Origin of the sequence: Herbaspirillum sp. RV1423, from assembly GCF_000577615.1 — a bacterium.
Classification (GTDB): domain Bacteria; phylum Pseudomonadota; class Gammaproteobacteria; order Burkholderiales; family Burkholderiaceae_D; genus Herbaspirillum.
Genome location: NZ_CBXX010000046.1, coordinates 1 through 25,690, shown reverse-complemented (window position 1 = coordinate 25,690; position 25,690 = coordinate 1). Strand labels below are relative to the sequence as shown.

Genomic DNA, 25,690 nt, shown 5'->3' with positions numbered 1-25,690 from the left:
GTGCAAGCCGGTCTCTTTGTTGACGCTAGGGCAAGAGGAATCCTTCCCATAGCGGATCGTGTTTGTCGACGGTGATCGTGTTATGGCCAAATACACGCGCCCAACCTTCAACGCCGGGAATGATGGCATCGATGCCGCCGACCTTGGCAGTACCTTCGATCGTACCTTTGAAGAGCGTGCCGATAATGCTCTCATGGACAAAGACGTCGCCCTGGCGCAAGTCGCCTCGTGCAGCCAGTTGAGCCATACGTGCGGAGGTGCCTGTGCCGCAAGGAGAGCGGTCGATTCCTTTGTCGCCGTAAAAAACGGCGTTTTTGGCTGTAGCGCCTTCGACAGTCGGTTTGCCGGTCCACATCACGTGAGACAAGCCTTTGATCTCCGGTTGCTCGGGATGGGTGAATTTGTATTTTTCATTGGCAAGCGTCCTCAACTGAGGACTGTAGCGTTGGATATCGCCGACGCTCAGCGAGCTGGTTCCGAAAAAATGACGTTGCGGTTCGACGATCGCGTAAAAATTTCCACCGTAGGCGACGTCGAAGAAGATTTCGCCGAGTCCTGGCACCTCAACGGAGAGGCCGGTACTGTGCAGGAATGAGGGCACATTCGTCAACTTGACCGATTCGACCCGGCCATCCTTCATTTCATATTTTGCCTCGACCAGACCGGCGGGCGTATCGAGTTTCAGCAGTCCGGGTGTTTTGGGACGAACGAGGCCGTGTTCCAACGCCGCGGTCACGGTGCCGATCGTGCCGTGTCCGCACATCGGCAAGCAGCCACTGACTTCAATGAACAGAATCGCGATGTCGCAATCCGGCCTCGTGGGAGGGTAAAGGATGGAACCGGACATGGCGTCATGTCCGCGCGGTTCAAACATCAGCGATCGGCGCACCCAGTCAAAATTCTCCAGGAAGAATTTTCGTTTCTCTAGCATGGAGTTCCCCTGGAGCAGAGGCGCGCCGCCGGCGACCATGCGCACTGGATTGCCGCAGGTGTGGGCATCGATGCAAAAAAAAGTGTCGCTCATGATGTATTCCTTTCAGTTACGCCGCTTTGCCAAATCGCGCGACGGAGAACTCGCTGAGGTCCATCGTCGGATTTTCGCAGATCAGATCGTTAATGATAGCGGCAGTCGTCGCCGCCTGGGTCAGCCCAAGATGGCCATGTCCAAATGCATACAATAAATTGGGCGATTGAGGGGAGGGACCCAGCACTGGAATGGAGTCCGGCGTCGTCGGCCGGTTTCCCATCCACTGTTGGGCGCCTTGCTCGCTCATGCCAGGGATGTAGCGGCGAGCCAATCGCATCAATGCATCGCTTCTTCGATAGTTTGGCGGGGCGTCCAGGCCTGCAAACTCGGCAGCGCCGCCGATGCGCAGGCCAACTTGCAGCGGCGTCGCGACAAACTTCCTGTCGGCAAAAATAACTTCGCGATGCAAACGCCGGCTTTCGTCCGGAAGCGTCGTGTTGTAACCGCGTTCGCTTTCAATCAGCACGCGATCGCCGACTGTTGCCGCCAGTCGGCCAGCCCATGCGCCGTTTGCCACGAGCAGTTTGTCGCCGGCAATGCGCTTTCCGTTCACATGGATTGCCGCCGGTTGCGAGCGGTTGCTCAGGTCAAGCCGGGCGACTTCTCCCGGGATCAATATCGCACCGCGAGAAATGATCGCAGAGCGCAGCGCTTCGACGATCTTCTTCGGATCGTTGATATGGCCCCAATCCTCGATCATCAGGCCATGACTGAATAGCGGAGCAAGATTCGGTTCCAGCACACGAATCTCGTCGCGGCTCACCGCGCGCCATTTCACGCCCAGTTCGCGTTTCCACGCCCATTCCGCGGCTTCGGACTGGAACGAGCGCTCACTTTCATACACGGTCAGGGCGCCTCGCCGATGCAAATGATCGCTGATGCCCAAGTCCTTCAGCATGGGGAGAAAGTCGTCATAAACACGATTGTTCAGACTGGCCAGGGCAAATGACAGCCTTTTGAAATTCTCCGGTTTATTGACTTGGTTAAAAGCAATAAACCACGGCAACAATTTGAATGCGTGGGCAGGGCGAATGGAAAGAGGGCCGAGAGGGTCAAGGAGCCACCTGGCGACTTTGAGGCTGAACCCTGGTATGGCCATCGGCGTCGATTCGCTCACGGCAATGCCGCCGGCATTTCCGTGGGAGGCGCGGTCGCCGTCAAACTGCCGGTCAATGATCGTCACATCCCAACCGCTCATTTGCGCGCGCCATGCGCATGAAAGACCGATCAGGCCGGCGCCGACAATTGTGATCTGAGGCATGTAGTTTCGATTCAATAATGCGGGTTGCCGACGTGCTGCGATAAATGACGCCGTTTTAATAACGATCGAAAATTGAATAATAAATTGTATCCAATATCCTTTATTCTTTTTTCAGATTATAAGATATCCTACGCAGTGTCAATTAATAAGTCCTTCAAAATGAGTGATCCTACTGCTGCAGATTCGCCCTCGAACGGGGATGGGCGCCTGGTTCGAAAAACCGCTGTCGAGCTTGTCGTCAACGAGCTGCGAAGCCGTATTCTCAACGGTGAACTGGCTCCCGGTTCTCAATTGCGCCAGGAGGCGTTGGCTGAAGAGCTCGGCGTCAGTCGTATTCCTCTGCGAGAAGCATTCCGCCTTCTGAGTTCAGAGGGGCTCGTCGAGCAAAAATCTCACCGTAGCGCCATGGTTTCTCTGCTGTCGTCTGGTGAAGTCGAGGAGCTTTTTGATATTCGCCTGAGACTGGAGCCATGGTTATTGTACGAAGCGGCCCGGAAAATTCCGGAAGCCGGCCTGGCCGAGGCTGAGCGCTTGGTTGCCGAGATGGATCAGACTCATCCGAACAATTGGGGCAGCCTGAACTGGCGTCTGCATGAAGTTCTGTACAGTGCAGCGGATAAGCCGACTGCCTTGGCCATGGTCAAAGCCTTGCATGACAAGTCCGAGCGCTATTTCCGCTTCCAGATCGTGAATGCGCCGATCCGAAAGCAGGCGCACAAGGAGCACATGCAATTGATTGAGTACTGCCGCGGGCGCAAGCCTAAACAAGCCAGCGACGCGCTGGAAGCCCATATCAAGGGCGCCGCCGAACAAATTCTCGCCATCGTGCGCACTTTCATGGATGAGCAGGAACAAGAAGCTCCACCCGTTCGGAAGGGCAAGAAAACTTAGCGTTCATCTGAACATCTGAACTTATCGTCATATTGACTTCGCTGCAAAAGCGGAGCGATCGAAATGCAGACGGCCATCGATAAACATCGGTGGCCGTTTTTTTATTTGTGCACTGAAAAGCAGCGCAAGCGCGAGTCGAAAATATAAAAAATGCCGGTCATTTATGTCGGATGCATCTTGATTCAGATTCTTGGGGCCTGCCTCGAGAGCAGGGCTCAATAAGCAAATCAATAAGCAGATCAATGTTGGCGAACATTGTGGCAAGACCGTGGGGCGTGACGACTTCGATCTTGCCGCAACTCAGCGGAGAGAGGTCCTGTCCCGCTCAATATTCCCCACGATTTCCTCGTTCTTGTTCTCTTGTTCCATTGTCATGTCGTTTTGGCATTTCTACTTGGAAGTGAGAATTTTTGAGAAACCCATGCAAAGAAATCGCATAAATTGTCTCCGTGCCTGCTGGCAATTTGTCTGTAGAAGTTGAACAAGAAAACAGCAACAGAAACGGTGCAGTCGATTTCAGGGAACAAGCCAGAGCGGTCAGGGGAAACGACACGCTCTTCCTGCCGGCATTTGCCGGTATTACGAATCGGGGAATATTCGGTGAACACAATATCAAGCCACCCTGTCTGCCAGGGAAGGGGGAGGTGTCTCCCATTGATTCAGCGCACCGCGGTGCTGCTGCTGCCAGGCGTGTTGGCGCTGGTGAATACACCGCTGCGGGCGCAAACGATTCCCGACGCTGGGCGCCTGCTCAACGATGCCAGGCCGCTGCCGGCATTGCCCGGACCCCGTATCGACGCCTTGCCGGAGCCACAGCCTGCCGAACAGGGACCGACGTCTCAAACCGATGTCCATTTCAATGTCGTCGCCTTCCATTTCGAAGGCGTCAGCGCCTTCAGCGAGGCGCAGTTGCAAGACTTGCTGGCCGACCTGCGCGGCAGCGACCGCACGCTGGCAACATTGTCTGACGCAGTGGCGCGGGTAACCTACTTTTACCGGCAGCACGGTTACTTGCTGGCGCGCGCCTATTTGCCTGAACAGCATATCGACAGCGGCAATATCGAAATCCATGTACTGGAAGGCCGGCTCGGCGATATCCGCTTGCACAATTCCTCAGGCTTGAGCGATGCCGATGTACGCCGGCGGCTAGAGCGGATCGGCATGGATCAGGTGTTACGGAAAACCTCACTGGAGAGCAGCTTGCTGCTGCTCAGCGACATTCCCGGCATTGTCGTGCGTTCGGCGTTGATGCCGGGCGCCGCCGTCGGCGCCACCGATCTCGACGTCACCGTCAGCGACGGCAGCCGCGTCGACGCCGACGTCGGCATCGACAACTACGGCAACCGCTATACCGGGCAATATCACGTCAGCGGTAACCTTGCGCTCAATAATCCATCCGGCATCGGCGACCAGCTACAGATCAACCTGATGACTTCCGGCCGCGAATTCAACTACGGTCGCGTCGCCTGGCAATTGCCGGTCAACGACGTCGGCACGCGGGTCGGGGTTGCCTATGCCTCCATGGCCTATCGCCTGGGAGAGGATTTTTCGGCGCTCGATGCGCATGGCACCGCCCGCATCGGCAGCATTTTCCTGACGCATCCCCTCGTGCGCAGTCGCAGCTTCAATCTCAACGGCCAGTTGCGATTCGAGAACAAAGTGCTGGTGGATCGCATCGACCTGATCAGCGACGGCAGCGAAAAGCATCTCAACAATTTCACGATCGGTATTTTTGGCGACGCCACCGACGGCTTCAACGGCGGCGCCCAGAGCCAGGGCAGCGTCAGCGTGACGGTCGGCAACCTGAAGCTGGATCGCAACAGCGCCGATCTGGACGCCGCCGGTCATCGCAGCCAGGGCAGTTTCATCAAGGGAAGCATGCAATGGGCGCGCTTGCAACGGCTCGACGACGCCAACCGCTTGCTGGTCCAACTGAGCGGGCAAGTCGCCGGCGGCAATCTTGATTCGGCGGAAAAAATATCGCTTGGCGGTCCTTATGGCGTGCGTGCTTATCCCTCGGGCGAAGCGCCGTCCGACGATGCCTTGATGCTGAACCTGGAATGGCGTCGCAGCATTACATCGCAATGGCAGGCGCTGCTGTTCGGCGACCTCGCGCGCGGCCGTCTCAATCACAGCCCAATCGCAGCCGACGGCGCCAACTTGCGCACCTTGTCCGGCATCGGACTGGGCGCAAGCTGGACTCATCCGGACGGCTATCGCCTGCAGGCCACGTTGTCGTGGCGCACCGATGGCGCGCCGACAGCGGAGCGCGACAGGATGCCCAGATTGTGGATGCAATTCAGTAAGTCTTTCTAGAACTGCCTGGTTCCTGGCAGCGTGATGTAACCAATCGACCCGAAGGAGAATGCAATGCTTCGCTACCGCCATCCGAAAGACGCAACAGTCCATTTCCAATCACAGCGCCAAGATAAAACGCTCATACATAGAGCGGTGGCGTCGGCGCTGCGACAGTTGACGCGCATTGCCTGCCGCAAGCAGCATCACTCCTGTGATGTCACATACTCCGTCGTCGCTGTGCTGGCCGGATTGGCGGTCCTGGAGGTGTTGGCGGCACCGCTGGCCTTGGCTGCGCCGACTGGGGGCGTCGTCAGCAGCGGAACCGGTAGCATCAATTCCGGCGGCGGGACCACCACGATCGCACAGGGCAGCGACAAGCTGGCGATCAACTGGGACAGCTTCAGCATCGGCCGCGGCGAAAGCGTCAACTTCGTCCAGCCGAGCAGCAATTCCGTGGCGCTCAATCGTGTCGTAGGAAGCGGCGCTTCGGAGATCTACGGCAACCTGACGGCAAACGGCAAGGTATTCCTGATCAATCCCAACGGCATTCTGTTCGGCAGCGGCGCCAGCGTGAATGTCGGCGGACTGGTGGCGTCGACCTTGAATCTCAGCGATGCCGACTTCATGTCCGGAAAATATCGATTCAGCGGCGTCGCCGGCAGCGTCGTCAATCAGGGGACTATCACTGCCGCAGACGGCGGCTATGTCGCTTTGCTGGGAGGGCAGGTGAGCAATCAGGGCACGCTGGTGGCGCGGCTCGGCAATGTCGCGTTGGCGGCCGGCAGCGACGTCACCCTCGATTTTGCCGGCGACGGTTTGCTCGGCGTGACCGTCAACCAGGGCGCTTTGCAGGCGTTGGCGGAGAACAAGCAGTTGATCCGCGCCGATGGCGGCAATATCCTGCTGACCGCCAAGGCGGCCGACAGCCTGATCCAGGCAGTGGTCAATAATCAGGGCGTAATCGAAGCGCGGACGATCGATGCCAGCAGCGGCCGGATCCGCCTCATGGGAGATATGAGCAACGGCCTGGTGCGGGTCGGCGGAACCTTGGATGCTTCCGCTCCCGTGGGCGGCAACGGCGGCTTCATCGAAACCAGCGCGGCCCAGGTGAAAATCGACGACGGCGCCCGCGTCAGCACCCTGGCCAATGCCGGAACCAGCGGCACAACCGGCACCTGGCTGGTCGATCCGCACGACTTCACGGTCGCCGCCAGCGGCGGCGACATCAGCGGCGCGACCTTGTCGTCCAATCTCGCCAATACCAATGTCGCCTTGCAAAGCAGCAGCGGCGCCGGGGCCGGTTTGGGCGACCTGGTTGTCAAGGATAATATCGCCTGGAGCGCCGGCACGACCTTGACGCTGACGGCAGCCAACAATGTCGATGTGCGGGCCGATATCACTGCCACAGGCAACAACGCCGGGCTGGTCATCAACCCGAATACCGCCAACGGCGGCGACCCGGGCAGCGGCGTCGGCAAATTCGAACTCAACAATTCCGTCATCACGCTCTCGGGCGCGAATCCGTATCTGGCGATCGCGGGCAAAACCTATCAGGTCATCAACGATCTGGCCGGTTTGCAAGCAGTCAACGGCACCCTCAACAACACCTATCAATACTATGCGCTGGGCAGCAACATCGACGCCACCGCGACCGCGGGTTGGAACGGCGGGCTGGGCTTTGTTCCGCTGGGCAATTCGTCGATGGAATTCCGCGGTATCTTCACCGGCTTGGGCCACACCGTCACCAACCTCAGCGTCAATCGCAGCAGCAGCGACTTCTCCGCATTGTTCGGCTATACCTCCGGCGGCAGCGTGATTCGCGACATCGGCCTGATCAATGCCAACATCAGCGGCTATTCCAGCGTCGGCGCACTGGTCGGACGCAGTTACGGCGAGGTCTACAATTCTTATGCGAGCGGCAATGTCAGCGGCCACAATGACGTCGGCGGACTGATCGGCCAGAACTATACCTCCGCCATCAACGTGCACAGCAGCGTCAACGTCACCGCCCAGTCCACGCTCGGCGGCCTGGTCGGTTCCAGCAGCGGCATCATCAGCAACGCCTATACCACCGGCAACATCAGCGGCGATGAATTCGTCGGCGGCCTGGTCGGCAACAGCAGCGGCGTCATCAGCAACGTTTACGCCACCGGCGATGTCAGCGGTAACAGCTATATCGGCGGCCTGGTCGGGTACAACGTCGCCAGCGGTCGTATCAGCAATGCCTACGCGGCCGGTCGCGTGACCGCCGCAGTGAGTTATGGCGGAGGGCTGGCCGGCTACAACGGCGCCAATTCCAGTATCGCGACATCGTTCTGGCTGCTGGCCAACACGCCGGTCGGCATCGCCGGCAATGACGGCGTCGTGGATAGCCTCACCAAAGGCCTGTCCAGCGCGCAAGCGACCAGTGCCGCCACCTATGCCGCGGCCGGCTGGGATATCGGCAAGGTCGGTGGCGGCAGCAGCATATGGCGCATTTACGAAGGCAGTACTTTACCGTTGTTGCGCAACTTCCTCAAGCCGGTCACGGTGACGGCCGATACGACCCTCGACAAGACTTACGATGGCACATTGATCGGCAGCAGCAGCGCCTATACCGTCTCCAACGGCGCCGGTTTGCTGGGCAGTTTGCACTATGCGAGCACAGCCAAAGATGTCGGCAACTACAGCACTGCCGACAATACGCTGGCGATTTCCGGCCTCTATTCGACCCAGGACGGCTACGACATCAGCTATGGCGCGGCCAACGTGCGCATCAATCCGGCCAACCTGGTCGTCAGTGCCGGCAACGACAGCAAAGTGGCCGATGGCGTCGCCTATAGCGGCGGCAACGGCGTCAGCTATTCAGGCTTTGTCGCCGGCGACAGTACTGCCGTCCTTACCGGCGCGCTCAGTTACGGCGGCTCGGCGCAAGGCGCGCTCAATGCCGGCAATTACAACATCCGGCCGGGCGGCCTCAGCGCATCCAACTACGATCTCATCTTTGTCGATGGCGTCCTGACCCTGCGCACGCCAGCTCCGCCAACGACCATCGCCCCGGGTTCTGCCGTCGCCGTCGGCGACAGCCGCGCGGCATCGACGATCGGCAGAGTCAAAGGCACCGATAGTAGCGTGGAGCAGATCAATGCGGTGATCTCGCAGGCTACGGGCAAGGACAGCTTGAAAGCGCAAACCGGCGACCTGTACCTGCGGATTATCGATGGCGGGATTCGTTTACCCAAAGGCGTTCCTGAATTCTTTTGAGAACCTGATCATGATCTTGCTGCGAGGCCTGCCGGTATCCTGGGCAGGCGCTTGCTTTCGATCCCTTCATGTCGTATCGTTGTGCGATGCACTATTATGATAGGCGATATTTAAAATAAAACCCGGGCGTGCAAGGCCGCGGTTTTCGGACTTCACGGGGAAGCGGGATGTTTCAAATTTGAAGATCGGCGGCCGGTTGCGCCTGGGGCTGGGAATCATTCTGGTGCTGTCGTGCATGACCACGGCCGTCGCCATATGGAATTTGCAAAGGGTCAGCGCGGCATCCGCCGCCATGATGCAAAAGCCGTTGATGAAAGAGCACCTCAGCAGCGATTGGTATCGGGCGATCGATTCCGGCATCATGCGCACCACCGCGATCGCCTCCAGCGCCTGATGCAGGATTTGCTCAACACGCAGCGTCGGCAGATCGACGCCATCAATGCGGAGATTGAAAAAACGGTTGATCAAAGCCGTCGGCTGCTGTTGATATTGGAAGGGCTGGCGATTTTCCTGGCGATCCTGATCGCGCATTTCCTCACCAGGTCGATCGTGCGGCCGTTGGCGGCGGCGGTGCTGGTGGCCAAAGGTGACTTGAGCGCCGACATCGAAGTCAGTTCGAAAGACGAAGTCGGGCAATTGCTGGCGGCGCTGCGCTCGATGAACCTGAGCTTGCATGAACTGATCGCCAACATTCGCGGGAGCATTCATCACATCGCCACGGCGTCGGCCGAGATTGCCACCGGCAACATGGATTTATCGGTGCGCACCGAGCAACAGGCCTCTTCGCTTGAAGAAACCTCCGCGGCCACCGAGCAGATCGCCGCCGCCATCAAACACAGTGCGGAAAACGCCGGGCGCGCCAACGACGGCGCTGCATTGGCCACCGCAGCCGCATCCAAAGGCGGCCAGATGGTGGCCCGCGTGGTCGATACCATGGGCGTGATCAACGATTCGTCCAGGCAGATCGCCAGCATCATCGGCGTGATCGACGATGTAACGCAAAAGAACGCCACGCTGGTCAGCGTGTTCCAGTTGAGAGCGGCGGAGCAGGATGACGGCAGATCGCTGGCGATTTCCTGAGGCTTTTTACCTTGCTTGCGCCGTTGATTTTCAATTCTAGTCAATCCGTTGCTGCTACAGCCTGATTTGCCACCGATTGCAGCAGCATCAGCAACTGGTTTTGACTGCCAGGTTGGCGACTATCGGGAAGTGTCGGGTCCCAATCGGGATTGTCCAGATTCTTCAGCGCCGCCATGACCAGGTCTTCGGCCAGTGCGCGGCATTCTTTCGCGGTGCGCTCGCGTCGTCGTCCGGCTGAGGTGAAATGGCGCATGCCAGCCGGCCATCGCGCTTGCGGCTCATGGGTCGCCATGGCCTGCTCGATCAGTATCGCGGCGACTTTTTCGATGATTTTTTGCAAGCGGTTGCCGGCTCGTACCTGCAAGGTATGCAAGGCACGGGCGCCGACAGGATCGGCCGCGATTGCCGACAGGCGGATCGCCCCGGCATTGCTCGCCTTGAGAGGGGCAGGATAGTTCATGGCTTTTAGTTCTTATTGAACGAGAGTTGTCCAAGCTTGACCTTCAAGCGGCCGACATACAGCTTGCTCTGATCGTCGATTAATACTGTGGCGAAAATTTCCTTGTATTTTTCATTGAGGAAATCGCCAAATAGCTCGCTGAGATTTGTCTTGCGAAGATCGTCCTTGAATTGTTCGCGTACTTCTTTCTTCTGGCTGTCGGACAAGCCGGCATATTTCTTTGGTTCGTCCTTTTCATCCTTTTCCAGTTTCTTGGTTGAATAAGCCTCCATGGCCTCTTTGAAATCCGGGAAATCGTCGAGGTCATTGAACACGGTATTGGTGTAGGCCTGTAATTCCTTGTACAAGGTGTTGACAGCACCTTCATCAAGCCCACCGGGAGTTTGAAGTTCTTTAACCGTGGCGTCGGCTTTTTCCAAGGTCGGCTTGGGTTCTTCTCCCACGCGCCAACGCTCCCACTGCTCGCCTTTCAGATAGATTTTCGGTTTCTGCGGGGCTGTAAAACGGACGGGCTCCGCCTTGATTTTGATGACAACTTCTTCGGCATTTGCTTGTGGCCAGATTGGCGCTTGCGACGGTTGCTGGAACGGATCGGGACCAGGCGGCATCGTGCTGAAAGGAGGAACGCCATTGAACCGGGCGTCGTCGTTGGGATCAGGCCAGGTCTGCGCCCGCTGGAAGGTGTCTGGTTGCGGAGGGGGCATATTGTCGAAAGGCTGACTTGAATTAAAATAAGCCGGGCCGCCGGCAGCATGTGGCCAAGTGCCGGGACGCGGGATGCCGTCCATTGGTATCTCGCCGCCGAAGTAGCCTGTCGATTGGTAATTGCCGAAACCACCCATAGGCTCGTAATTATCTGTGTCAAAAGCCGGCTCTGCCGGGCCGGTCTGCGCCTGGCGCGCCTGCCAATAGAGCGGATGCATCGGATTTTCATACGGATTGCGATGATCCGGATGCAGATGCGCAGTATCAGCCGTGGACGGGTATTGAGGGTATTCATAGTCAAAATCCGGAACATGGATCTCTTCAAAGTCTTCAGCGTCGGCATAGCCGGTCTCGTCCCGGAAGGGCGGCGGGGCATACCATTCATCCTCGAAGGGAGGCGGCTGTTGCGAACTGCCCGTCCTTTGCCTGCGGCTGCCGGCAGCGGGATGATAGTCATCCTCGTCCGGTGGCTCTTCTATATAGGGCTCTGCTCTGCGGCTTCGTGGGCCGCCCGTTTTGGATGTAGGCGTGCTCTGCGAGGATTTCTTGCGTGAAGATTTTTCTTGTTCCTTGTCTCTCTCCCTCTCTTTCTTTCCATCGGCTTTTTTCTCTTCCGACCGTGTTGCATGCGGACGCGAGACCTCAATGAAAAGATAGTGGTCGTTGGTTTTCGGTATCGTAATGGATGGATTGGGAGGATTATTGATGACCAGGTCTTCTTCCAGGGTGTCGCTGACGAGCAGATATCTCTTCATTTTCTTCGTCTGAGGCGCATCGAAGTCGACGAGTTTTATATAAGTATGCGTCTTGCCGAGAATTGCCTGCCGCATCTCAGGCGTCAGCGAAGAAAAAGAGCGTTTGAATATCTTCCATGCTTGCGCACCTCGCGATTTCTGTGCCGCGTGCGGATCTTCTTTCATTGTCCCGCGTTCGGGAACAAAACTATAGGATGAGGAATACGGTTCCGCAGGGGTGGTTTCCTGCGGTTTTTGCGTTAAATCGTCGACATTTGCGCCGGGTTCGAATGCTATGCCGTACTGGAAAAGATTCGGAGGCGTCGCATCAGGTTCGATTTTTTTCGCCCTTGCCGTTGACGTCGGTGTCGCGGGCGCGGGTTTTTTGCTGTCCGACGCCATTGTCGCAAGCGGCACCGGTATCTCCGTGGGGTTTTCCACGGGAACGCCGTCCTTGAATTTGAGGCTATAAGTGGAGCGGCGCGATGATGTTGCGTCAGGTTCGACGGTCGCCGGCGCGGCTGCAGGCGTTGGTTCGATTTTTTCGGTCCTTGCCGTTGGCGTCGGTGTCGCGGGCGCGGGTTTTTTTCTGTCCGACGCCATTGTCGCAAGCGGCACCGGTATCTCCGTGGGGTTTTCCACGAGAACGCCGTCCTTGAATTTGAGGCTATAAGTGGAGCGGCGCGATGATGTTGCGTCAGGTTCGATGGTCACCGGTGCGGCTGCAGGCGTTGGTTCGATTTTTTCGGTCCTTGTCGTTGACGTCGGTGTCGCGGGCGCGGGTTTTTTTCTGTCCGACGCCATTGTCGCAAGCGGCACCGGTATCTCCGTGGGGTTTTCCACGGGAACGCCGTCCTTGAATTTGAGGCTATAAGTGGAGCGGCGCGATGATGTTGCCTCTGGTTCGATGGTCACCGGTGCGGCTGCAGGCGTTGGTTCGATTTTTTCGGTCCTTGCCGTTGGCGTTGGCGTCGGTGTCGCGGGCGCGGTTTTTTTGCTGTCCGACGCCATTGCCGGGATCGGAGTCGGACTCTGTGTTTGCATCGTGGCCTGGGTGGCTTGCTTCTTCGGTGCGGAATCTTCAACAGGAACGCCGTCCTTGAATTTGAGGCTATAGGTAGAGCTGTGCGATCGTGTTTCGTCAGGTTCGGCTGTTACCGGCATGGCAGTTGTCGGCACAGATTTCTTGTTGTCCGGGGCTGGCGTTGAAACTGGAGAGGTGACAGTTGTCTTTCCGGTTTCCGCGATGACGGGTTCGGTTACGGTAGCTTTTTTGCGAGATTGGTAAGTGGTTCCGGAGGAGGTCAAGATGCTGGCCTTGTCGGCAGGCTCGCTTTTCAAGTCCACCGTCGCGGCAGCGTGCGCCGATGTGTCCCTGACCGCCGTTGCATCCTCCGCCACTGGTTTTTCTGGTGCGACAGGTACTGTCGTCGGCCGTTCCACTACTGCGCTTTTTTTTGTGGCGGCAGCAAGGGGCGCGGCAGCGCTGGTGTTGGTCGCCGACGATGCGTTCGGAGTGAACGGAGCCACGGCAGGTTTTGCAGTCTCCGATGTTGTTGCCGCTGGAACGCCTGCTGTGGCACTGTCCGTTTTTGTCACGATCGCCGACTGCACAGGCGCTTTCTTCTTGATAGCGGCGGGCGTCGCCGTGGCGCTTTGCGATGCCGGCGTGACGGTTGAGGCCGATGAGGCATTGTTCGAGGAGACGGCAAACTGCCTGTCGGCAGCCACAGTCGTCCTGGCAGCGGTCATCGGTGTGGATGTCGCCGCCATGGTGGCCTTGGCAGAGCTGCTTTTCAATGTACTGGCCGATGCCGTTGTATTTTTTGCCGGCGTTGCAGGTACGGGTAGTTCGGTCGAGGTTTCTTCGAGGGCAGTGTTGGGCTTGGCGGCGGTCGATTCACGGAGCGCGGAGGTGGTTGCCGCTGTCGTTACAGTCGAGGTTACCGCTATCGTGGCAGCGACAGCATCGTCGCCATGTGCAACCATGCCGGGTGTGACAGGGGCCACATGATCGGAAACGCTCGCCGTCGACGTGGTTGCCGTCGTCACTGGAGCAGATTTTTTGTCCGTTCTCGCAGCTTGTTGCAAACCGATCTTCGTCCCCGCAGCGTTCCTGGATTTGGGCGTCCTGACCCATCCTGCCACGGGAGCTTTTTGCGCCTCTTTTCTGGAAGAGGTTTTTACCGCTGTGCGTTGCTTGTCCGTCGGCGGCGCGCCGCTTTTCTCAACGGTTGTCCTGGAGGCTCGCCTGGCGTTATCGATGGCGTCGAGACCTGCTTTCATTTCTTCATCCAGCACTGTCAGGTCAGCCTGGATGCCAGCGAGCAGGGCGACAAGTTTGTCCTTGCTTTCAAGGCCATCAGGCGCGACGGGAGGTCGCAGGGCATCGTCCTCGCCGATTCCTATCGGCGCCTCTTCAAGAGCGGCAAGCGTGCCTGAGAGCGAATCGAGTTCTTTCTTATCCGCCCTTATTGCCTTGAAGAGTTCGGTCAGCGCTTTCTCGTCGACTGACGATACCTCCAATTGATCCAACTTCTTGTTGATGGCATCGATTTCTGCAAGCATGGGTTCCAGTTGCTTTTTCAACTCAGTCTTGCGTGTGTCAAGTTGTTTCAACTCTTCGTCGATGGTATCCAAATCTGACTGGAGCTTGTTGATCTTCGCATTCAGCTTTTTTTCACTCTTGTCATATTCTTTCTGGGAGATTTTTTTATTCCGCTTCAATTTGCGCAAATCGTGCTCGGCCTGACGTTTTTCCTTCTTGATGTCATCGCGCTCATCCTTGTACCCGTCGATTTCTTGTTTCAGTCGGGTATAGCCGATTGATTCGCGCTGCGCATCGTCTTTTTCCACCAAGTCCAGCTTTTCAGCAACCGCCTGCTTTTGCGCGTCGGAAAGTCCGGGATATTCGGCGGCGTTTTTTTCATTGTTGGTAAGGCGTTTTTCGCAAGCCCGTTTTTCCTTGCCGATGCCGTCGGCAGTTTTTTCTGCTGCGGTGATGCGTTTCGGTAGCTTGCTTTGGGCGGCGATAGTCAGGTTGACAAAGCGTGTATAGAGATTTTCTTGCAGTGAATTGTCTTCTTTTGCGATCCTGCCATATCGGGCGATATGGGATGGAACGCCGATCTTGACGGTTGGCGGATTCGCTTTGCTTGCGTGGGCGCGATGGCTTGACGAATGCGAGGACGAATGATGGTTATTTGTTCTGAATAGGGAAAACATGATGGCGTGTTCCGAGAATAGAGATAGAAAGCTCCCGCGTCAGCGGCTTGCTCCGCCTCTTCAAAGTTGGCAACGCGTTATGCAATCCTCAGAGCAAGAAAGTTTGACAAGCGCTGTTTGGGACAGCTCTTGATGCATGAGTAAGTATCTGCGATATCCGGTTCCGTCCTCTTCAAAGAGAGGGCAAGCGGGGCCGCAGCCGATGTGCCCGGTGGCCTTCTCTTCCGCGTAGCCGCACGTCCGATGAGGTTCGCTGCGCTTCTCCAAAACACAACTGCATCATCTGCGCCGAGTCACTGTACGAAAGCAGGAAATTGTTCGCCGAGGAACATCCGGAAAAACCGATCGTCACTCACAGTGATGGCAGCGGCGAGCGGACTTTAGCGAGTGCATAGAACGCATCTGGCGCCTATTTATGAAATGAATTCCAGATAAAACCGACCAGGATGCCGGTCAATAGATAAACCAAAAAGCTTTTTATTGTAGAAGCGGCCGGCGGAACTGGTCGCGCCGGCCGCAAGAAATAGGGAATGATTGAAGGACCGGTACGGTGGTCGATCGGAATAGTCAATGCAATAATCGATTGCGCGGACCGTCCAGCGGCGTGAATTGCCATGCGCCGGATTCGGGGACGAACACCGCGCATTCCTCCACCGTGCCTATGCTGGTCCAGGCGTCGCGATATTGCGCGAGGCCGACGACCTGAGCTTTTTCCAGGGCTTCGGTGGCGCATTTCGCCAAGGCGATATCGGACCAGTTGCCCAGCGAATGCACCTGCTCCGAATAGTTCATGCCGCCGATGCGTTCCCACCATTCATGGATGAAGGCAAGGACGTCGGCCTTGATCCGCAATTGCGACATGCCGTGCAAAGTGTGGTGCATGTCGAATGGCACCGGCAGCAACGGCGTGATCAGCGTCTGGTCGCTATCGAGCAGCAAGTCGTTGGTGTCCGACGCGAAGAAACCGAGCGCCAGCATGAGCTTGCGCTCTTCTGCGGGAATCGTCGCCATGATTCTGGCGAGATCGATCCTTTCCAGGCGCTGCCGGGTCCAACCTTGCATGCCGGCGGCATACAGGCGCTGGCAATAGATTTCGGCATCCAGGGCCGAGGCGAACGTCAGGACGCCGCCCTGGTTGCGGATGTTGATATAAAAAGTCTGGTCTTGCATGCCTGTGTCGGCATCATCGCGTGAGGGGGTGTGCACCAGCCCCCATAGCGGGAAACTCGATTCGGGTGGGCGCAAAAATTGATCTTCCATGGTCTTCTCTTTTTTTCATCAAGTTAAGAACGCGTCCAATGAACGATTCTGGAAAAAGACCGGCTTGATGCTGTGGAAGGCAAGAAGGTGATGCGGGCAGAACAGCAATAAGCCGATCCAACTGGGCCGGCATGCGTGCTGTTTGCAGGACGCTGCCGGCGGAATATTCATTTATCCATGAATGTCCGGTGTGTGGCCGCAGTTCCTTCCTGCTGAAAAGAGGGGATAAATGGAAAAGCAGGCGTCGCCGTTCAGGCCGGCATGAGCAGGTAACGAGAATCGGAAACGCGGAGCGATTTAACGGCGGGGCCGCGGCGCGACGCTGACACTGACGCTACAGATGCCGAACCGTTCCAGTGCGGCGCAAACTGCGTCGGCGCTATGCCGCGCCAAGGCAAGATATTCTATGCGCCTGAGACCTGTATCGATGCGCACGGAAAAGCAATGAAGCGCTGATGATGGGTTGGTCGACATGATCCTGAGCGTCAATGAAATATTCCGAAAAATGCCGTGCGGCCAGACGTGTTCAATGAACATCCCGCCGTCAATTCACCACTTCCAGCGCATTGCTTGCCTCGATCATTTCAACCATTGGCTGCCGTAGCGCCCGCACAGTGTCGTGCAGCCATGCCAGCGCTTCCTCTTTCGATTCCATGCCCAGCATGATCGCACCGAATGCGCCGTCGCCATGCACCAGCAGCATGTGCGCCTTGGCGGCCTGGCCATGACGGAATCGCTTCACCAACTGACGGTACTCTTCGGCTGCCGCCGGGGAGGGGAACACGCTGGATTGCGGTCGCAATTTATTGATATTGCCGCCCCACCAGTAACTGCCGTCGTCCTGGATCAAAGTAATCAGCGCACGTCGGTTGGGGCGGGCATGTTGGGCGTGCAGGTAAGCTTCTTCCAATGAAAAACCGAGATGGTGCATATTTTTGCCGGTGACTGTCATGCGTCATGAGTGCATCCTGGCCGCATAGAGTTCTACCGGGCCTCATCTTTAATGCGTGGGGCATATTTCGGCACATGTCTCTAAATGGCGGCGTCGGCAACCGGCAGCGAGAAAATCCGCAGCAGATTTATTGCCAGGAAATCAGGGAAATCGCGGGCAGTTTCAATTGCGTGGCGGAGGTCGTCCAGACTATATGAGGTGCTGCCGGTATCTGCGCCGGCAAGCTATTGGCCTGGACGCCTGCCAAGGCTATCCAAAGCACCGAAGCTGATGAGGAATTCCCTCGGTATTCCATCGCAGGCCGGATGGAATACCAATGAGGTTTCGGCGTGGCAAGGATCGGTCAAGATAATCCTGGGAGGGGCAGGAGGGGGGGGGGGCGCACAGCGTGCCGCGCACCTGCATAACGGTCTGCGCTTGCAAGCGCAGATGCGCCTTGCATTTCATCCCAAACAGGACACGCTCGCACTCACGCCTATTGATGACACGAGTTCTGATATTGTTTCCTTTGGTAAAACAAAGTATCATTTAACGATATCCAATGTATTTTAAGCAATAAGCTTGGTCAGGCACAAGCAATAAAAACCACCGCCTGACGAAAGCGTCGATAGAGCGCTCGTTGGTAATGGATCCAACAGGTTCGTTCCTGACGGAAACGCGCGGTCAGGTCGGTGTCAGCAATGACGGGTGCGTGATGCTCCTGATTCATTGTCCAGCGGCGCCGCCAGATTTTTTTGATTGTTGAAGGCGTGGGATATTCGGGAAAGGAGGAGGGCTTTCTTGCTGACCAAGTCAACGCCGACAGCCTTGTGCAGTGCCGGTTTGGAGCAGGCCGGAGCTGACAGATGGAGTGCCTTCTGCGAAAATTACGTCCCTGATAAGGAGCGAGCCTGTCGCCAATAAAAACAAGGCTTGCGAGAGTGGCGTTTTCGCATATAGGCGGAGCTGGTCTCGATAAAAAGCGTCGTCGTTGGATGACAGCAAGCAAAGGAACGTTTATGAGTTATACCGTTGATGCGGTGAGCAAAGCAATCGAGTTGCTTTTTCTGGTAGCGGAAGAAGGCGGGAAAGGGGTCACGGAGTTAGCCAAACGCTCAGGCAATACCAAGGCGCGCGCATTCCGACTGCTGACGACGTTGGAAGAAAGCGGCCTGGTGCGACGCCAGTTGCCGATGGCGACTTACAGTCTCGGCTATCGCGCCCTCATCATTGGCACTGCGGCACAGGCGCAATTGAGCCTGATCCATGTCGCCAAGGACATCCTCGAATCGATCGGTCGTGAATGCAATGAGAGTGTACTGGTGCGCATTCGCGATGGTGCTGAAACGATTTGCGTCGCCTGGTGGGATGCACCGCACGCTTTGCGCGTACATAGCCAGTTGGGCGATCGCCGTCCCATGTTCGTCGACGCTTCCGGTAAATTGCTGCTGGCCCATGCGCCGGAAGAAATCCGGGAAGCGATCCTGAGCGGCAGGCTGGAACAATTCACGCCAAACACCATCGCCAAGCGCAATGAGCTGAAAAAAGAACTGAAGAAAATCCTCATAGATGGGTACAGTACCTCGTTCTCGGAAAAGACGACCGATATGGTGGCGGTGGCAACGCCGGTGCGCGATGCCACCGGAGCAGTGATCGCTTCATTGTCGATGACGGCCCCGGCCAGCCGGGTGCCGAAGGAAAATCTCAGTAAATATGTCGAGATATTGCGTTTCGCGTCGATCCGTTTTTCAGCGGCATTGGGTTATGTCGAACCGTAACGGTTCGACATACTCATGCGTCAGGTGAGCGTCGTTGGGAGACTGACGGAAATGACGGTATGGCAGATGTCGTCGACGTCGTCTTCGTTGATATCCTGTTCGCCGATGTGCTAAAACCGCCGGCTCTGCCTGCGTTTTCTATCTTATCCGCTCACATCATCTTCAATGCACGCGCAGTGTCGTCCACAGTAAGTTGCAGCTTGGCGACAAGTTCGTCTATTTCTCCATGTGTGGCGACCAACGCCGGGGCGACGATCAGGCGCGCCGCCGCCGCACGTAACAACATGCCATGCTCCATCGCTTTGCGCATGCAATATTGGCCGACCGTACCTTCATTGACAAAACGTTTTTTTTCTTCTTTGATGTAGGCCAACTGTAACGCAGCCACTGCGCCGACTCCCTGGATTTCGCCGACCAGCACGTGATCGCCCAAGGCCTGGCGCAGGCAACGCTGCAAGTAAGGACCGGTATCGCTCTCGACCTGATCGATGATGCCGCCTTCATCCAGCAGGCGCAGCGACGCCAAGGCTACGGCGGCCGCCACCGGATGGCCCTGGTAAGTCAGGCCATGGGCGAACACGCCGCCGCAATCGGCCAGCGCGTCGCCTATCCTGCGCGACAGCACCAGGCCGCCCATCGGAATGTAACCCGACGTCAGGCCTTTGGCGATGGCCAGCATGTCCGGCTCGAAGCCGAAATATTCATGTGCAAACCAGCGGCCGGTGCGACCGAAGCCGCCGACGACTTCGTCGGCGCAGATCAGTACATCATATTTTTCGCAAATCCTCTGGATTTCCGGCCAATAGCTGGACGGCGGGAAAATCATGCCGCCTGCACCCTGGAACGGTTCCGCTACAAAAGCCCCGACCTTGTCGGCGCCTAGTTCGAGGATTCTGATCTCGAGTTCCTGGGCCGCTTGCAAGCCGAACTCCTGTTCCGTCAGCGCGCCCTCGTAGCCGAACCAGTACGGCTCGGGAATGTGATGGATATCGGCAATCGGCAAGCCGCCGAATTCATGCATCGCCTTCATGCCGCCCAGCGACGCGCTGCCGATGGTGGCGCCGTGATAGCCGTTGTGGCGCGCGATCAGGATTTTCTTGTCGGGCTTACCCGCCAGTTGCCAGAAGCGGCGCACCATCTTGATCAGGATTTCGTTAGCTTCCGATCCCGAGTTGGTGTACAGGATGCGGCCGTAGGAAGCCGGCAATATGTCGAACAGCTTGCTCGACAATTCCGCGACTGCGGGATGCGTGGTGTTGAAGAACTGGCTGCAATAGGACAGCGTTTCCATCTGGCGTGCAGCAGCTTCGATCAGTTCCGGGCGACCGTAGCCGAGTGCTGTGCACCAGAGCCCCGACAAGGCGTCGAGAAAACGGTTGCCATGTTCGTCCCACAGATAAAGGCCTTTGCCCCTGACCATCACGCGAGTGTCGGCGCTCTTCAGGAACTTATGATCCTCGAACGGCAACAGATGCCGCGTAAGGTGAATTTCCTTGTAATCCTTCTGTGCCAGTGCTTGGCCGACGAAATGGTTCATGACAGTTCCGGAGAGTGTGGTGGAAAATGCTAGCTGCGCCATCGGTGCCAGGCGGCCGCGCTTGTTTCGTGAGTGACGACGATGCGGGAGCGGTTCCATCTCACACAAGCGCAAGCGACCAGTCAAAACCAGGATAGAACGGCAACCAAAAGGAGCTCGATATGAAAGCGATTGTGACCGGCCATAGTCGCGGGCTTGGCGCTGCGATTGCCGCCGAACTGCTGGGGCGCGGCATAGCAGTGCTGGGATTGTCGCGGCAGCAGAACCCCATATTACAGCGGGAATTTCCCGCGCTGTTGACGCAACACGAGATCGATTTGGCAGACACGGCGCGGCTGGCGGCCTGGTTGAACGGCCCGGCGCTGGAACAGTTTTGCCGACACGAGCACGATATGGCGATTGCGTTGATCAACAACGCCGGTACGGTCCAACCCTTAGGCGCCCTCGCCAGCCTGGCGCCGATTGCGGTGGGGCAGGCCGTGGCCCTGAATGTCGCGGCGCCGCTGATGTTGGCAGCCGCGGTGGCCGCCATGGACGCGCAGGAGCGCCGCATCTTGCATGTTTCCAGCGGCACCGGTCGCGACGCTTATGCCGGCTGGAGCATTTATTGCGCCACCAAGGCAGCGCTTGATCATCATGCCCGTGCTGCTGCACTCGACGGTTCGTCCGGTTTGCGTCTGTGCAGCGTCGCGCCCGGGGTGATCGATACCGACATGCAGGCTGAGTTGCGCGCCACCCAGGAGGAGGTGTTCCCGTTGCGCGAGCAATTTCACGAACTCAAACGTCAAGGCCACTTGCTGAGTTCGCCGACAGCGGCCGCTCGCATCGTCGATTTCTTGCTGTCTGACGGTTTCGGCGCTGTGCCGGTGGCGGCATTTTCATGAGGCATTAGAAAATGTAATGCCGCTTGGCATAGTCTTTTACATCGCATCATTGCTGACCATAAATGGCGTGAGATGCGTTCAGGTGTCGGTGGTGCGTATGTGTCATGTTGAAACTTTTGAATCCTTTTCCATTGTTTGAGTGGATTGAATTGCAGAAGGCGGAAGCTCTGCAGGAACATCGCATTCGGGCGGTATCTTCTGTGCGCACCGCGCTGCTTTCAGTTTTTTGAGGCGCTATGTTGCGATGGTTTTGGAACCGCCAAGCGCTGCGGATTGACACACCTGTGCCAACACGCAGGATCAGCAGGTTTGCTGTGCTTCCGGTTTGTGTCAGGCAGCGTTGTTCGACTTATTTTCACCAAGGAGAAATGATGGCCATGCTTCCCAACCCGCTCGCTGTTTTGAGCAATCCGATCGGCGCCTTGTCCGATCCCATCGGCACCATTACCGGCGGCAGCAAGCCGCCCGCGCCTCAAACCGGAGACATTGAATAGGCAATGATTCCGCGTGACTGAACTGCGGCGGCGGACGCCCGGGTTTTCTTGCCGCAGTCCTTGCCGGCGCCAGCGCTGCCGCTTTGGCAATGTCGGCCGGTGCCGTACATAAAAATATCAGGGGCAGTATGTCGATAGAACGCTACCGCGTTTTGATTGATCGCTTATGTGCAAGTCTCAATATTCCCGCTCCGGGAACTGCCTATCAGGTGGCGCATATCACCCTCTATGGCAGGGAATTCACCTTGTGTTACGGCGGTGTCCTGGCGCCTGAGAGCCTGCTGCTGTATTGCGACTTCGGCGCCATGCCGGCCGGCCGACGCGATCTCGTGCCGCTGCGCCTGCTGGAAATCAACACCTATTTATTCGACGAACGTTGCGCTGCGTTTACCTACGATGCCGCAAGCCACCAGGTTGTGCTGGTTTGCCGGCTCGAACTTGATGACGCCGCCTTGCGCTCGACGCTGGATTATTTTTCCGCCTTGGCACAATGCTGGCATCAGGACTATTTCCTGGCGGCGGACGAAGCATCCGCCAGCAAGCCTCGCAGCGACTGACAAGCTTGAAAAATCGCTGATGTTTTTCAAGGAGATCGATCGCCACAGGCCATGCATTGCGACCGGACGGACGTGAGGAAGCTGGCGATGCGGCTCGTGGAGTGCGTGTAAAACCGGATAATCTCAGGTCGGGCGAGGGAGGCATATCGCAGCCGTGGTGCCGCGATGGAGGTGGGCGGTGCCGATGCCGACGTGTGTTGCGCAGGGGCAGGAGAAAAGCCGGGCGTTCCCGCCCGGCCAGCGATCAGCCGCCCTGGATTTCCCCGGCGACCGGAGCTTGGCCTCCGCCATCCTTGCCTTTGATTGCTTCCAGTTTGGCCGGATCGACGCCGAGCATCTGCGCGAGTTTTTGCAGCTCTTCGTCCGAGATGGTGCCCTTTTGAAGTTTCTTCAGCAGTTCATCCATCTCGCTGCCGCTGCCGCCTTGACCGCCGGCTGCGTTGGCGCCGTCGGGGCTTTGCGTATTGACCCGGTTTTGCAATTCCTTGTTAATCGCATCCTTTTGCCATTGCTCGGTCGACGGATCGGCAAGTTTGCTCAGCAGTGCATCGGTCTTTTGGTCTTTCAAGCCGGCGGAGTAGGCATTCATGTCCGCTACGCTGGGGACATTGCCCGTAATGGGCGCGTTGGAAAAGCCTGTGATAGTACTCATGGGGATTCCTTAAAGAAGGGGGTTGATCAAACATCGTGACTGCGTCATTGGGTTGCGGCGCAGAGCACAAGAGTTCCACTTTCGGCAAGTCATGCAACACATCATTTGCGCTGTGCGCGCCATGCACGAATATCTGAACCGATCCGCAACACAGAACTGCAACCGGTCCGGCGCCACTCATTGCCGGATATCAGGCAATTCCGCGCGAAGACAGCAATGCGTGGTAAGAGATCGTTGCACAGGGGAGGAGACGCAAGAATGGTTTTTGAATGGCCGGTGGAACCAAGTGGTTTGGCCTTCCCACTTACTGGCGACCGTTCTGTTCACTTCTTGATCCGGGCGGTATTTTTTAATTTTTCATGGAGGTTATCATGGCAGCAACAGGCGCAGCAGCGGGTCTCGGTGCAGGTCAAGCTATTGGCGACATGACAGCAACGAATGCCGCACAAGAAGCGGTCGATGCGGTGGCGACAGGTTTGAAGGTCGCAAAATCGGGGCGCACCACTTCGAAAAATGATCTGGCAGGCGGATAACATTCATCTCGAATGTTGTTCGACGGGATAGGTTCTGCCATCCGGTACGCTCTATCCCGACATTTTTTTGAAATCGGGATCAGGGAAGCCGGCGCTTTCCCTGATCCCACCCAGATCTTCGAAGGAGTGCGATGTCCACTTTCCAAAGTCAACTCGGCCAGGACTATGCGGCCGAGAATCCTTCCATGCGCCAAGGCGCAAGCCCGACAGTATTGGCAGCCCAGGCTGGTGCTGCGCAAGCTGCAGAATTCCAGTTATGGGTATCGCAACAGGCATCTTCGTTGGCGAAGCTGAAGATCTTCAACACCATGGCGAAAAACGTCAACGATCAGCAGTAGCGCGCGACGGCAAATCGCAAGAAAGGAGTTTTTATGGTTGCTTCTGCATCTGCTTCTTCCCTCGCCGGAGAGTCCTCCGACACGTCGGCAACCAGCGCCGAATCGCGCAATGCCGCCAAGAAGGCGATCGCCGACATGAAAGGCGTCGACGCGGCACAGACCGAAGTCGACAATATCGGCATCTTTGCCAAGATGCTGAAAAAAGCAGAGGATGGCGCCCAAGCCGCGCTCTGATTCTTTTGTAACTCCCGCCGGCCCGATGATGCTTGCATCGGGCCGGCTACGCCATTTTGCCGCCGTCTCTCTGTACTTTCCGGAGCGTAGCGCCTTGTTCGTGTGCTTGCCGATATTGTCGACGGCCGGGAAATGGCTCGTCCCGTGCGTACGGACTTCCGATCGTGTTTTCTCCTCGTTGCCCGGCATGGACACATTGTTCATGGGCGCGGCATTGCGCAGATATTTCGATGCGCATTTCACCTTCGGTTCCGGTGGAACTATCGCATGGACGCCGCCACTTAAAAACAAGTCCGTGAGGCCTGCTGTCGTCGGCGAGGATATCGATCTCCTCGAGGGACGCCGTTTCCCTTACCGGATAACGAGACAAGACGTTTGAGTACCCACCCCCAAATTTCGGAGAAAAGCATGTCGGTTACAGTTACCATCACCAATACCACCACCTATTACGACGCTGGTTTTCCCGGATACTCCGGTAAGCCGCCTTTTCCCGGTAACGAATTTGGGGCTTGCGACCTCCATCAGGGCGGCAATAATATGCCGCCCGACCAGGTCGCGGCGTGGATCAATAATTTGCCCGTACCGGAAGGCATCAAGAATTACCTGCGCAACATGATGGGGGTGGGCACGCAGGGTGCGTTGCCATCCGACGCCAGCGCCGCCAAGACCATCAATCAATTCCAGAAGGACAACAACATCGGCCTGCTGTCAGTGCAGCAAATGCAGCAAATGGCCGAGACCGGTTATTACACTGACAAGAACGGCAAGAGCATCCAGGTGACGCCGGAAGTGCAGGCCGCCGCGCAAGCGTTCATGGCCAATAACGGTGCGCTGTTCAAGAAAATGGAGAGCGCCAAGAACGGTCAGTATGACGGCCTGCTCAGCACAGCCGATTACGACAGCGCGATATCGTCCGGCAAGATTTCCTCGAATCCTTCCGATCCCGCCACCAGTTCCCGGCCGCAGATCTATGGCCTGTCTCCCGACGCATTCATGGGTGCCGTGATGAACGGCCATATTTCGCCTAACCGACCGTCGGAATACGGCGCCGCCAAGACCATCAATCAATTCCAGAAGGACCACGACATCGGCTTGCTCAACATCGGCCAGATGCATCAGCTTGCCGAGACGGGCTATTACACCGACAAGGACGGCAAGACCATCCAGGTGCCGCCGGAAGTGCAGGCTGCCGCACAGGTCTTCATGGCCAACAACGCCGAACTGTTCAAGAAACTCGAATCGGCCACCGACGGCAAGCACGACGGCCAACTGGGCATGGGCGATTTCGGCGAAGCGATCGACGATGGCAGCATTGCGCCGCCGTCTTATCAGCAAGCGACCGGTGCATCGCCGTACGGATTCAATTCCCCAAGCGGCTTCCCGCAGGGTGGCTTCCAGATACCGTCGTTCGCACCGCCGTCGTATCAGCAAGCGACCGGCTCGACCTTGCCGTCGGAGTCGGGCGCGGCCAAGACCATCAACCAGTTCCAGAACGATCACGACATCCAGTTGATTTCGGCGCAGCAGATGCAACAGATGGCGCAGAGCGGCTATTACACCGACAAGGA

21 protein-coding genes are annotated in these 25,690 nt (G+C 57.3%); 12 read left to right on the top strand and 9 right to left on the bottom strand.

What is annotated here, in order from left to right:
- Positions 1-25: 25 nt before the first annotated feature.
- Positions 26-1,024 (bottom strand): 4-hydroxyproline epimerase, encoded by a 999-nt coding sequence (locus RV1423_RS25545; protein WP_034303144.1) that lies wholly within the window; start codon positions 1,022-1,024, stop codon positions 26-28.
- Positions 1,025-1,040: 16 nt separating this feature from the next.
- Positions 1,041-2,288 (bottom strand): FAD-binding oxidoreductase, encoded by a 1,248-nt coding sequence (locus RV1423_RS25540; protein ID WP_034303142.1) that lies wholly within the window; start codon positions 2,286-2,288, stop codon positions 1,041-1,043.
- A 159-nt stretch (positions 2,289-2,447) separates the two neighbouring features.
- On the opposite strand from RV1423_RS25540, the gene RV1423_RS25535 reads away from it, so the two are divergent.
- The 3 genes from RV1423_RS25535 to RV1423_RS28765 all read left to right on the top strand — a co-directional run bounded on the left by RV1423_RS25535 (position 2,448) and on the right by RV1423_RS28765 (position 8,720).
- Positions 2,448-3,179 carry a GntR family transcriptional regulator gene (locus RV1423_RS25535; RefSeq protein ID WP_034303190.1) on the top strand — a complete coding sequence of 244 codons (732 nt, stop codon included), beginning with the start codon at positions 2,448-2,450 and terminating at the stop codon, positions 3,177-3,179.
- Between the two features lie 654 nt (positions 3,180-3,833).
- Positions 3,834-5,495: a ShlB/FhaC/HecB family hemolysin secretion/activation protein gene (locus RV1423_RS25530; RefSeq protein ID WP_051516960.1), complete on the top strand. Its 1,662-nt coding sequence runs from the start codon at positions 3,834-3,836 to the stop codon at positions 5,493-5,495.
- 54 nt (positions 5,496-5,549) lie between these two features.
- Complete coding sequence (locus RV1423_RS28765) at positions 5,550-8,720, top strand: filamentous hemagglutinin N-terminal domain-containing protein (protein ID WP_051516959.1); 3,171 nt, start codon at positions 5,550-5,552, stop codon at positions 8,718-8,720.
- Between the two features lie 66 nt (positions 8,721-8,786).
- On the opposite strand, the gene RV1423_RS30700 is transcribed toward RV1423_RS28765, so the two are convergent.
- Positions 8,787-9,251, bottom strand: a complete 465-nt coding sequence (locus tag RV1423_RS30700; RefSeq protein ID WP_231502510.1) for a hypothetical protein — start codon at positions 9,249-9,251, stop codon at positions 8,787-8,789.
- Here RV1423_RS30700 and RV1423_RS25520 point away from each other — a divergent pair.
- Positions 9,204-9,800 carry a HAMP domain-containing protein gene (locus tag RV1423_RS25520; protein WP_231502509.1) on the top strand — a complete coding sequence of 199 codons (597 nt, stop codon included), beginning with the start codon at positions 9,204-9,206 and terminating at the stop codon, positions 9,798-9,800. The genes RV1423_RS30700 and RV1423_RS25520 overlap by 48 nt on opposite strands.
- 40 nt (positions 9,801-9,840) lie before the next feature.
- On the opposite strand, the gene RV1423_RS28755 is transcribed toward RV1423_RS25520, so the two are convergent.
- The 4 genes from RV1423_RS28755 to RV1423_RS25500 form a co-directional block, all read right to left on the bottom strand.
- A complete protein-coding gene (locus RV1423_RS28755) occupies positions 9,841-10,260 on the bottom strand; it encodes a hypothetical protein (RefSeq protein ID WP_051516956.1) in 420 nt (139 codons plus the stop codon).
- 5 nt (positions 10,261-10,265) lie between these two features.
- The gene (locus tag RV1423_RS25510; protein ID WP_034303139.1) at positions 10,266-14,924 is read right to left on the bottom strand and encodes a hypothetical protein; all 4,659 of its coding nucleotides are present in this window, start codon (positions 14,922-14,924) and stop codon (positions 10,266-10,268) included.
- A gap of 567 nt (positions 14,925-15,491) precedes the next feature.
- The gene (locus RV1423_RS25505; protein WP_081769009.1) at positions 15,492-16,184 is read right to left on the bottom strand and encodes a hypothetical protein; all 693 of its coding nucleotides are present in this window, start codon (positions 16,182-16,184) and stop codon (positions 15,492-15,494) included.
- 544 nt (positions 16,185-16,728) lie between these two features.
- Positions 16,729-17,136, bottom strand: coding sequence for a hypothetical protein (locus RV1423_RS25500; RefSeq protein ID WP_034303137.1), 408 nt, complete (start codon positions 17,134-17,136; stop codon positions 16,729-16,731).
- 270 nt (positions 17,137-17,406) lie between these two features.
- Between RV1423_RS25500 and RV1423_RS30165 the strand changes: the two genes are divergently transcribed.
- The gene (locus tag RV1423_RS30165) at positions 17,407-17,688 is read left to right on the top strand and encodes a hypothetical protein (RefSeq protein ID WP_155835291.1); all 282 of its coding nucleotides are present in this window, start codon (positions 17,407-17,409) and stop codon (positions 17,686-17,688) included.
- Positions 17,689-18,056: 368 nt separating this feature from the next.
- Positions 18,057-18,893, top strand: coding sequence for an IclR family transcriptional regulator (locus RV1423_RS25495; protein ID WP_231502508.1), 837 nt, complete (start codon positions 18,057-18,059; stop codon positions 18,891-18,893).
- Between the two features lie 151 nt (positions 18,894-19,044).
- On the opposite strand, the gene RV1423_RS25490 is transcribed toward RV1423_RS25495, so the two are convergent.
- On the bottom strand, positions 19,045-20,430 hold the full coding sequence (locus tag RV1423_RS25490) for an aminotransferase (protein WP_034303133.1): 1,386 nt from the start codon (positions 20,428-20,430) through the stop codon (positions 19,045-19,047).
- A gap of 161 nt (positions 20,431-20,591) precedes the next feature.
- Here RV1423_RS25490 and RV1423_RS25485 point away from each other — a divergent pair, with 161 nt between their 5' ends.
- Both RV1423_RS25485 and RV1423_RS25480 read left to right on the top strand, forming a co-directional pair.
- Entirely contained in the window at positions 20,592-21,314 is a 723-nt protein-coding gene (locus RV1423_RS25485) for an SDR family oxidoreductase (RefSeq protein ID WP_034303131.1), read from the top strand.
- Positions 21,315-21,936: 622 nt separating this feature from the next.
- Positions 21,937-22,365 carry a CesT family type III secretion system chaperone gene (locus tag RV1423_RS25480; RefSeq protein WP_034303129.1) on the top strand — a complete coding sequence of 143 codons (429 nt, stop codon included), beginning with the start codon at positions 21,937-21,939 and terminating at the stop codon, positions 22,363-22,365.
- Positions 22,366-22,609: 244 nt separating this feature from the next.
- Here the strand turns inward: RV1423_RS25480 and RV1423_RS25475 are convergent, their stop codons facing one another.
- Entirely contained in the window at positions 22,610-23,017 is a 408-nt protein-coding gene (locus RV1423_RS25475) for a hypothetical protein (protein ID WP_051516955.1), read from the bottom strand.
- Between the two features lie 371 nt (positions 23,018-23,388).
- On the opposite strand from RV1423_RS25475, the gene RV1423_RS30160 reads away from it, so the two are divergent.
- From RV1423_RS30160 to RV1423_RS25455, 4 genes are all read left to right on the top strand, one after another.
- On the top strand, positions 23,389-23,550 hold the full coding sequence (locus RV1423_RS30160; protein WP_155835290.1) for a hypothetical protein: 162 nt from the start codon (positions 23,389-23,391) through the stop codon (positions 23,548-23,550).
- A gap of 131 nt (positions 23,551-23,681) precedes the next feature.
- The gene (locus tag RV1423_RS25470; protein WP_034303127.1) at positions 23,682-23,888 is read left to right on the top strand and encodes a hypothetical protein; all 207 of its coding nucleotides are present in this window, start codon (positions 23,682-23,684) and stop codon (positions 23,886-23,888) included.
- A gap of 33 nt (positions 23,889-23,921) precedes the next feature.
- Positions 23,922-24,122 (top strand): hypothetical protein, encoded by a 201-nt coding sequence (locus RV1423_RS25465; RefSeq protein WP_034303125.1) that lies wholly within the window; start codon positions 23,922-23,924, stop codon positions 24,120-24,122.
- 408 nt (positions 24,123-24,530) lie between these two features.
- Positions 24,531-25,690: hypothetical protein (locus tag RV1423_RS25455; protein WP_155835289.1), on the top strand; the 1,160-nt coding region annotated here is incomplete at its 3' end.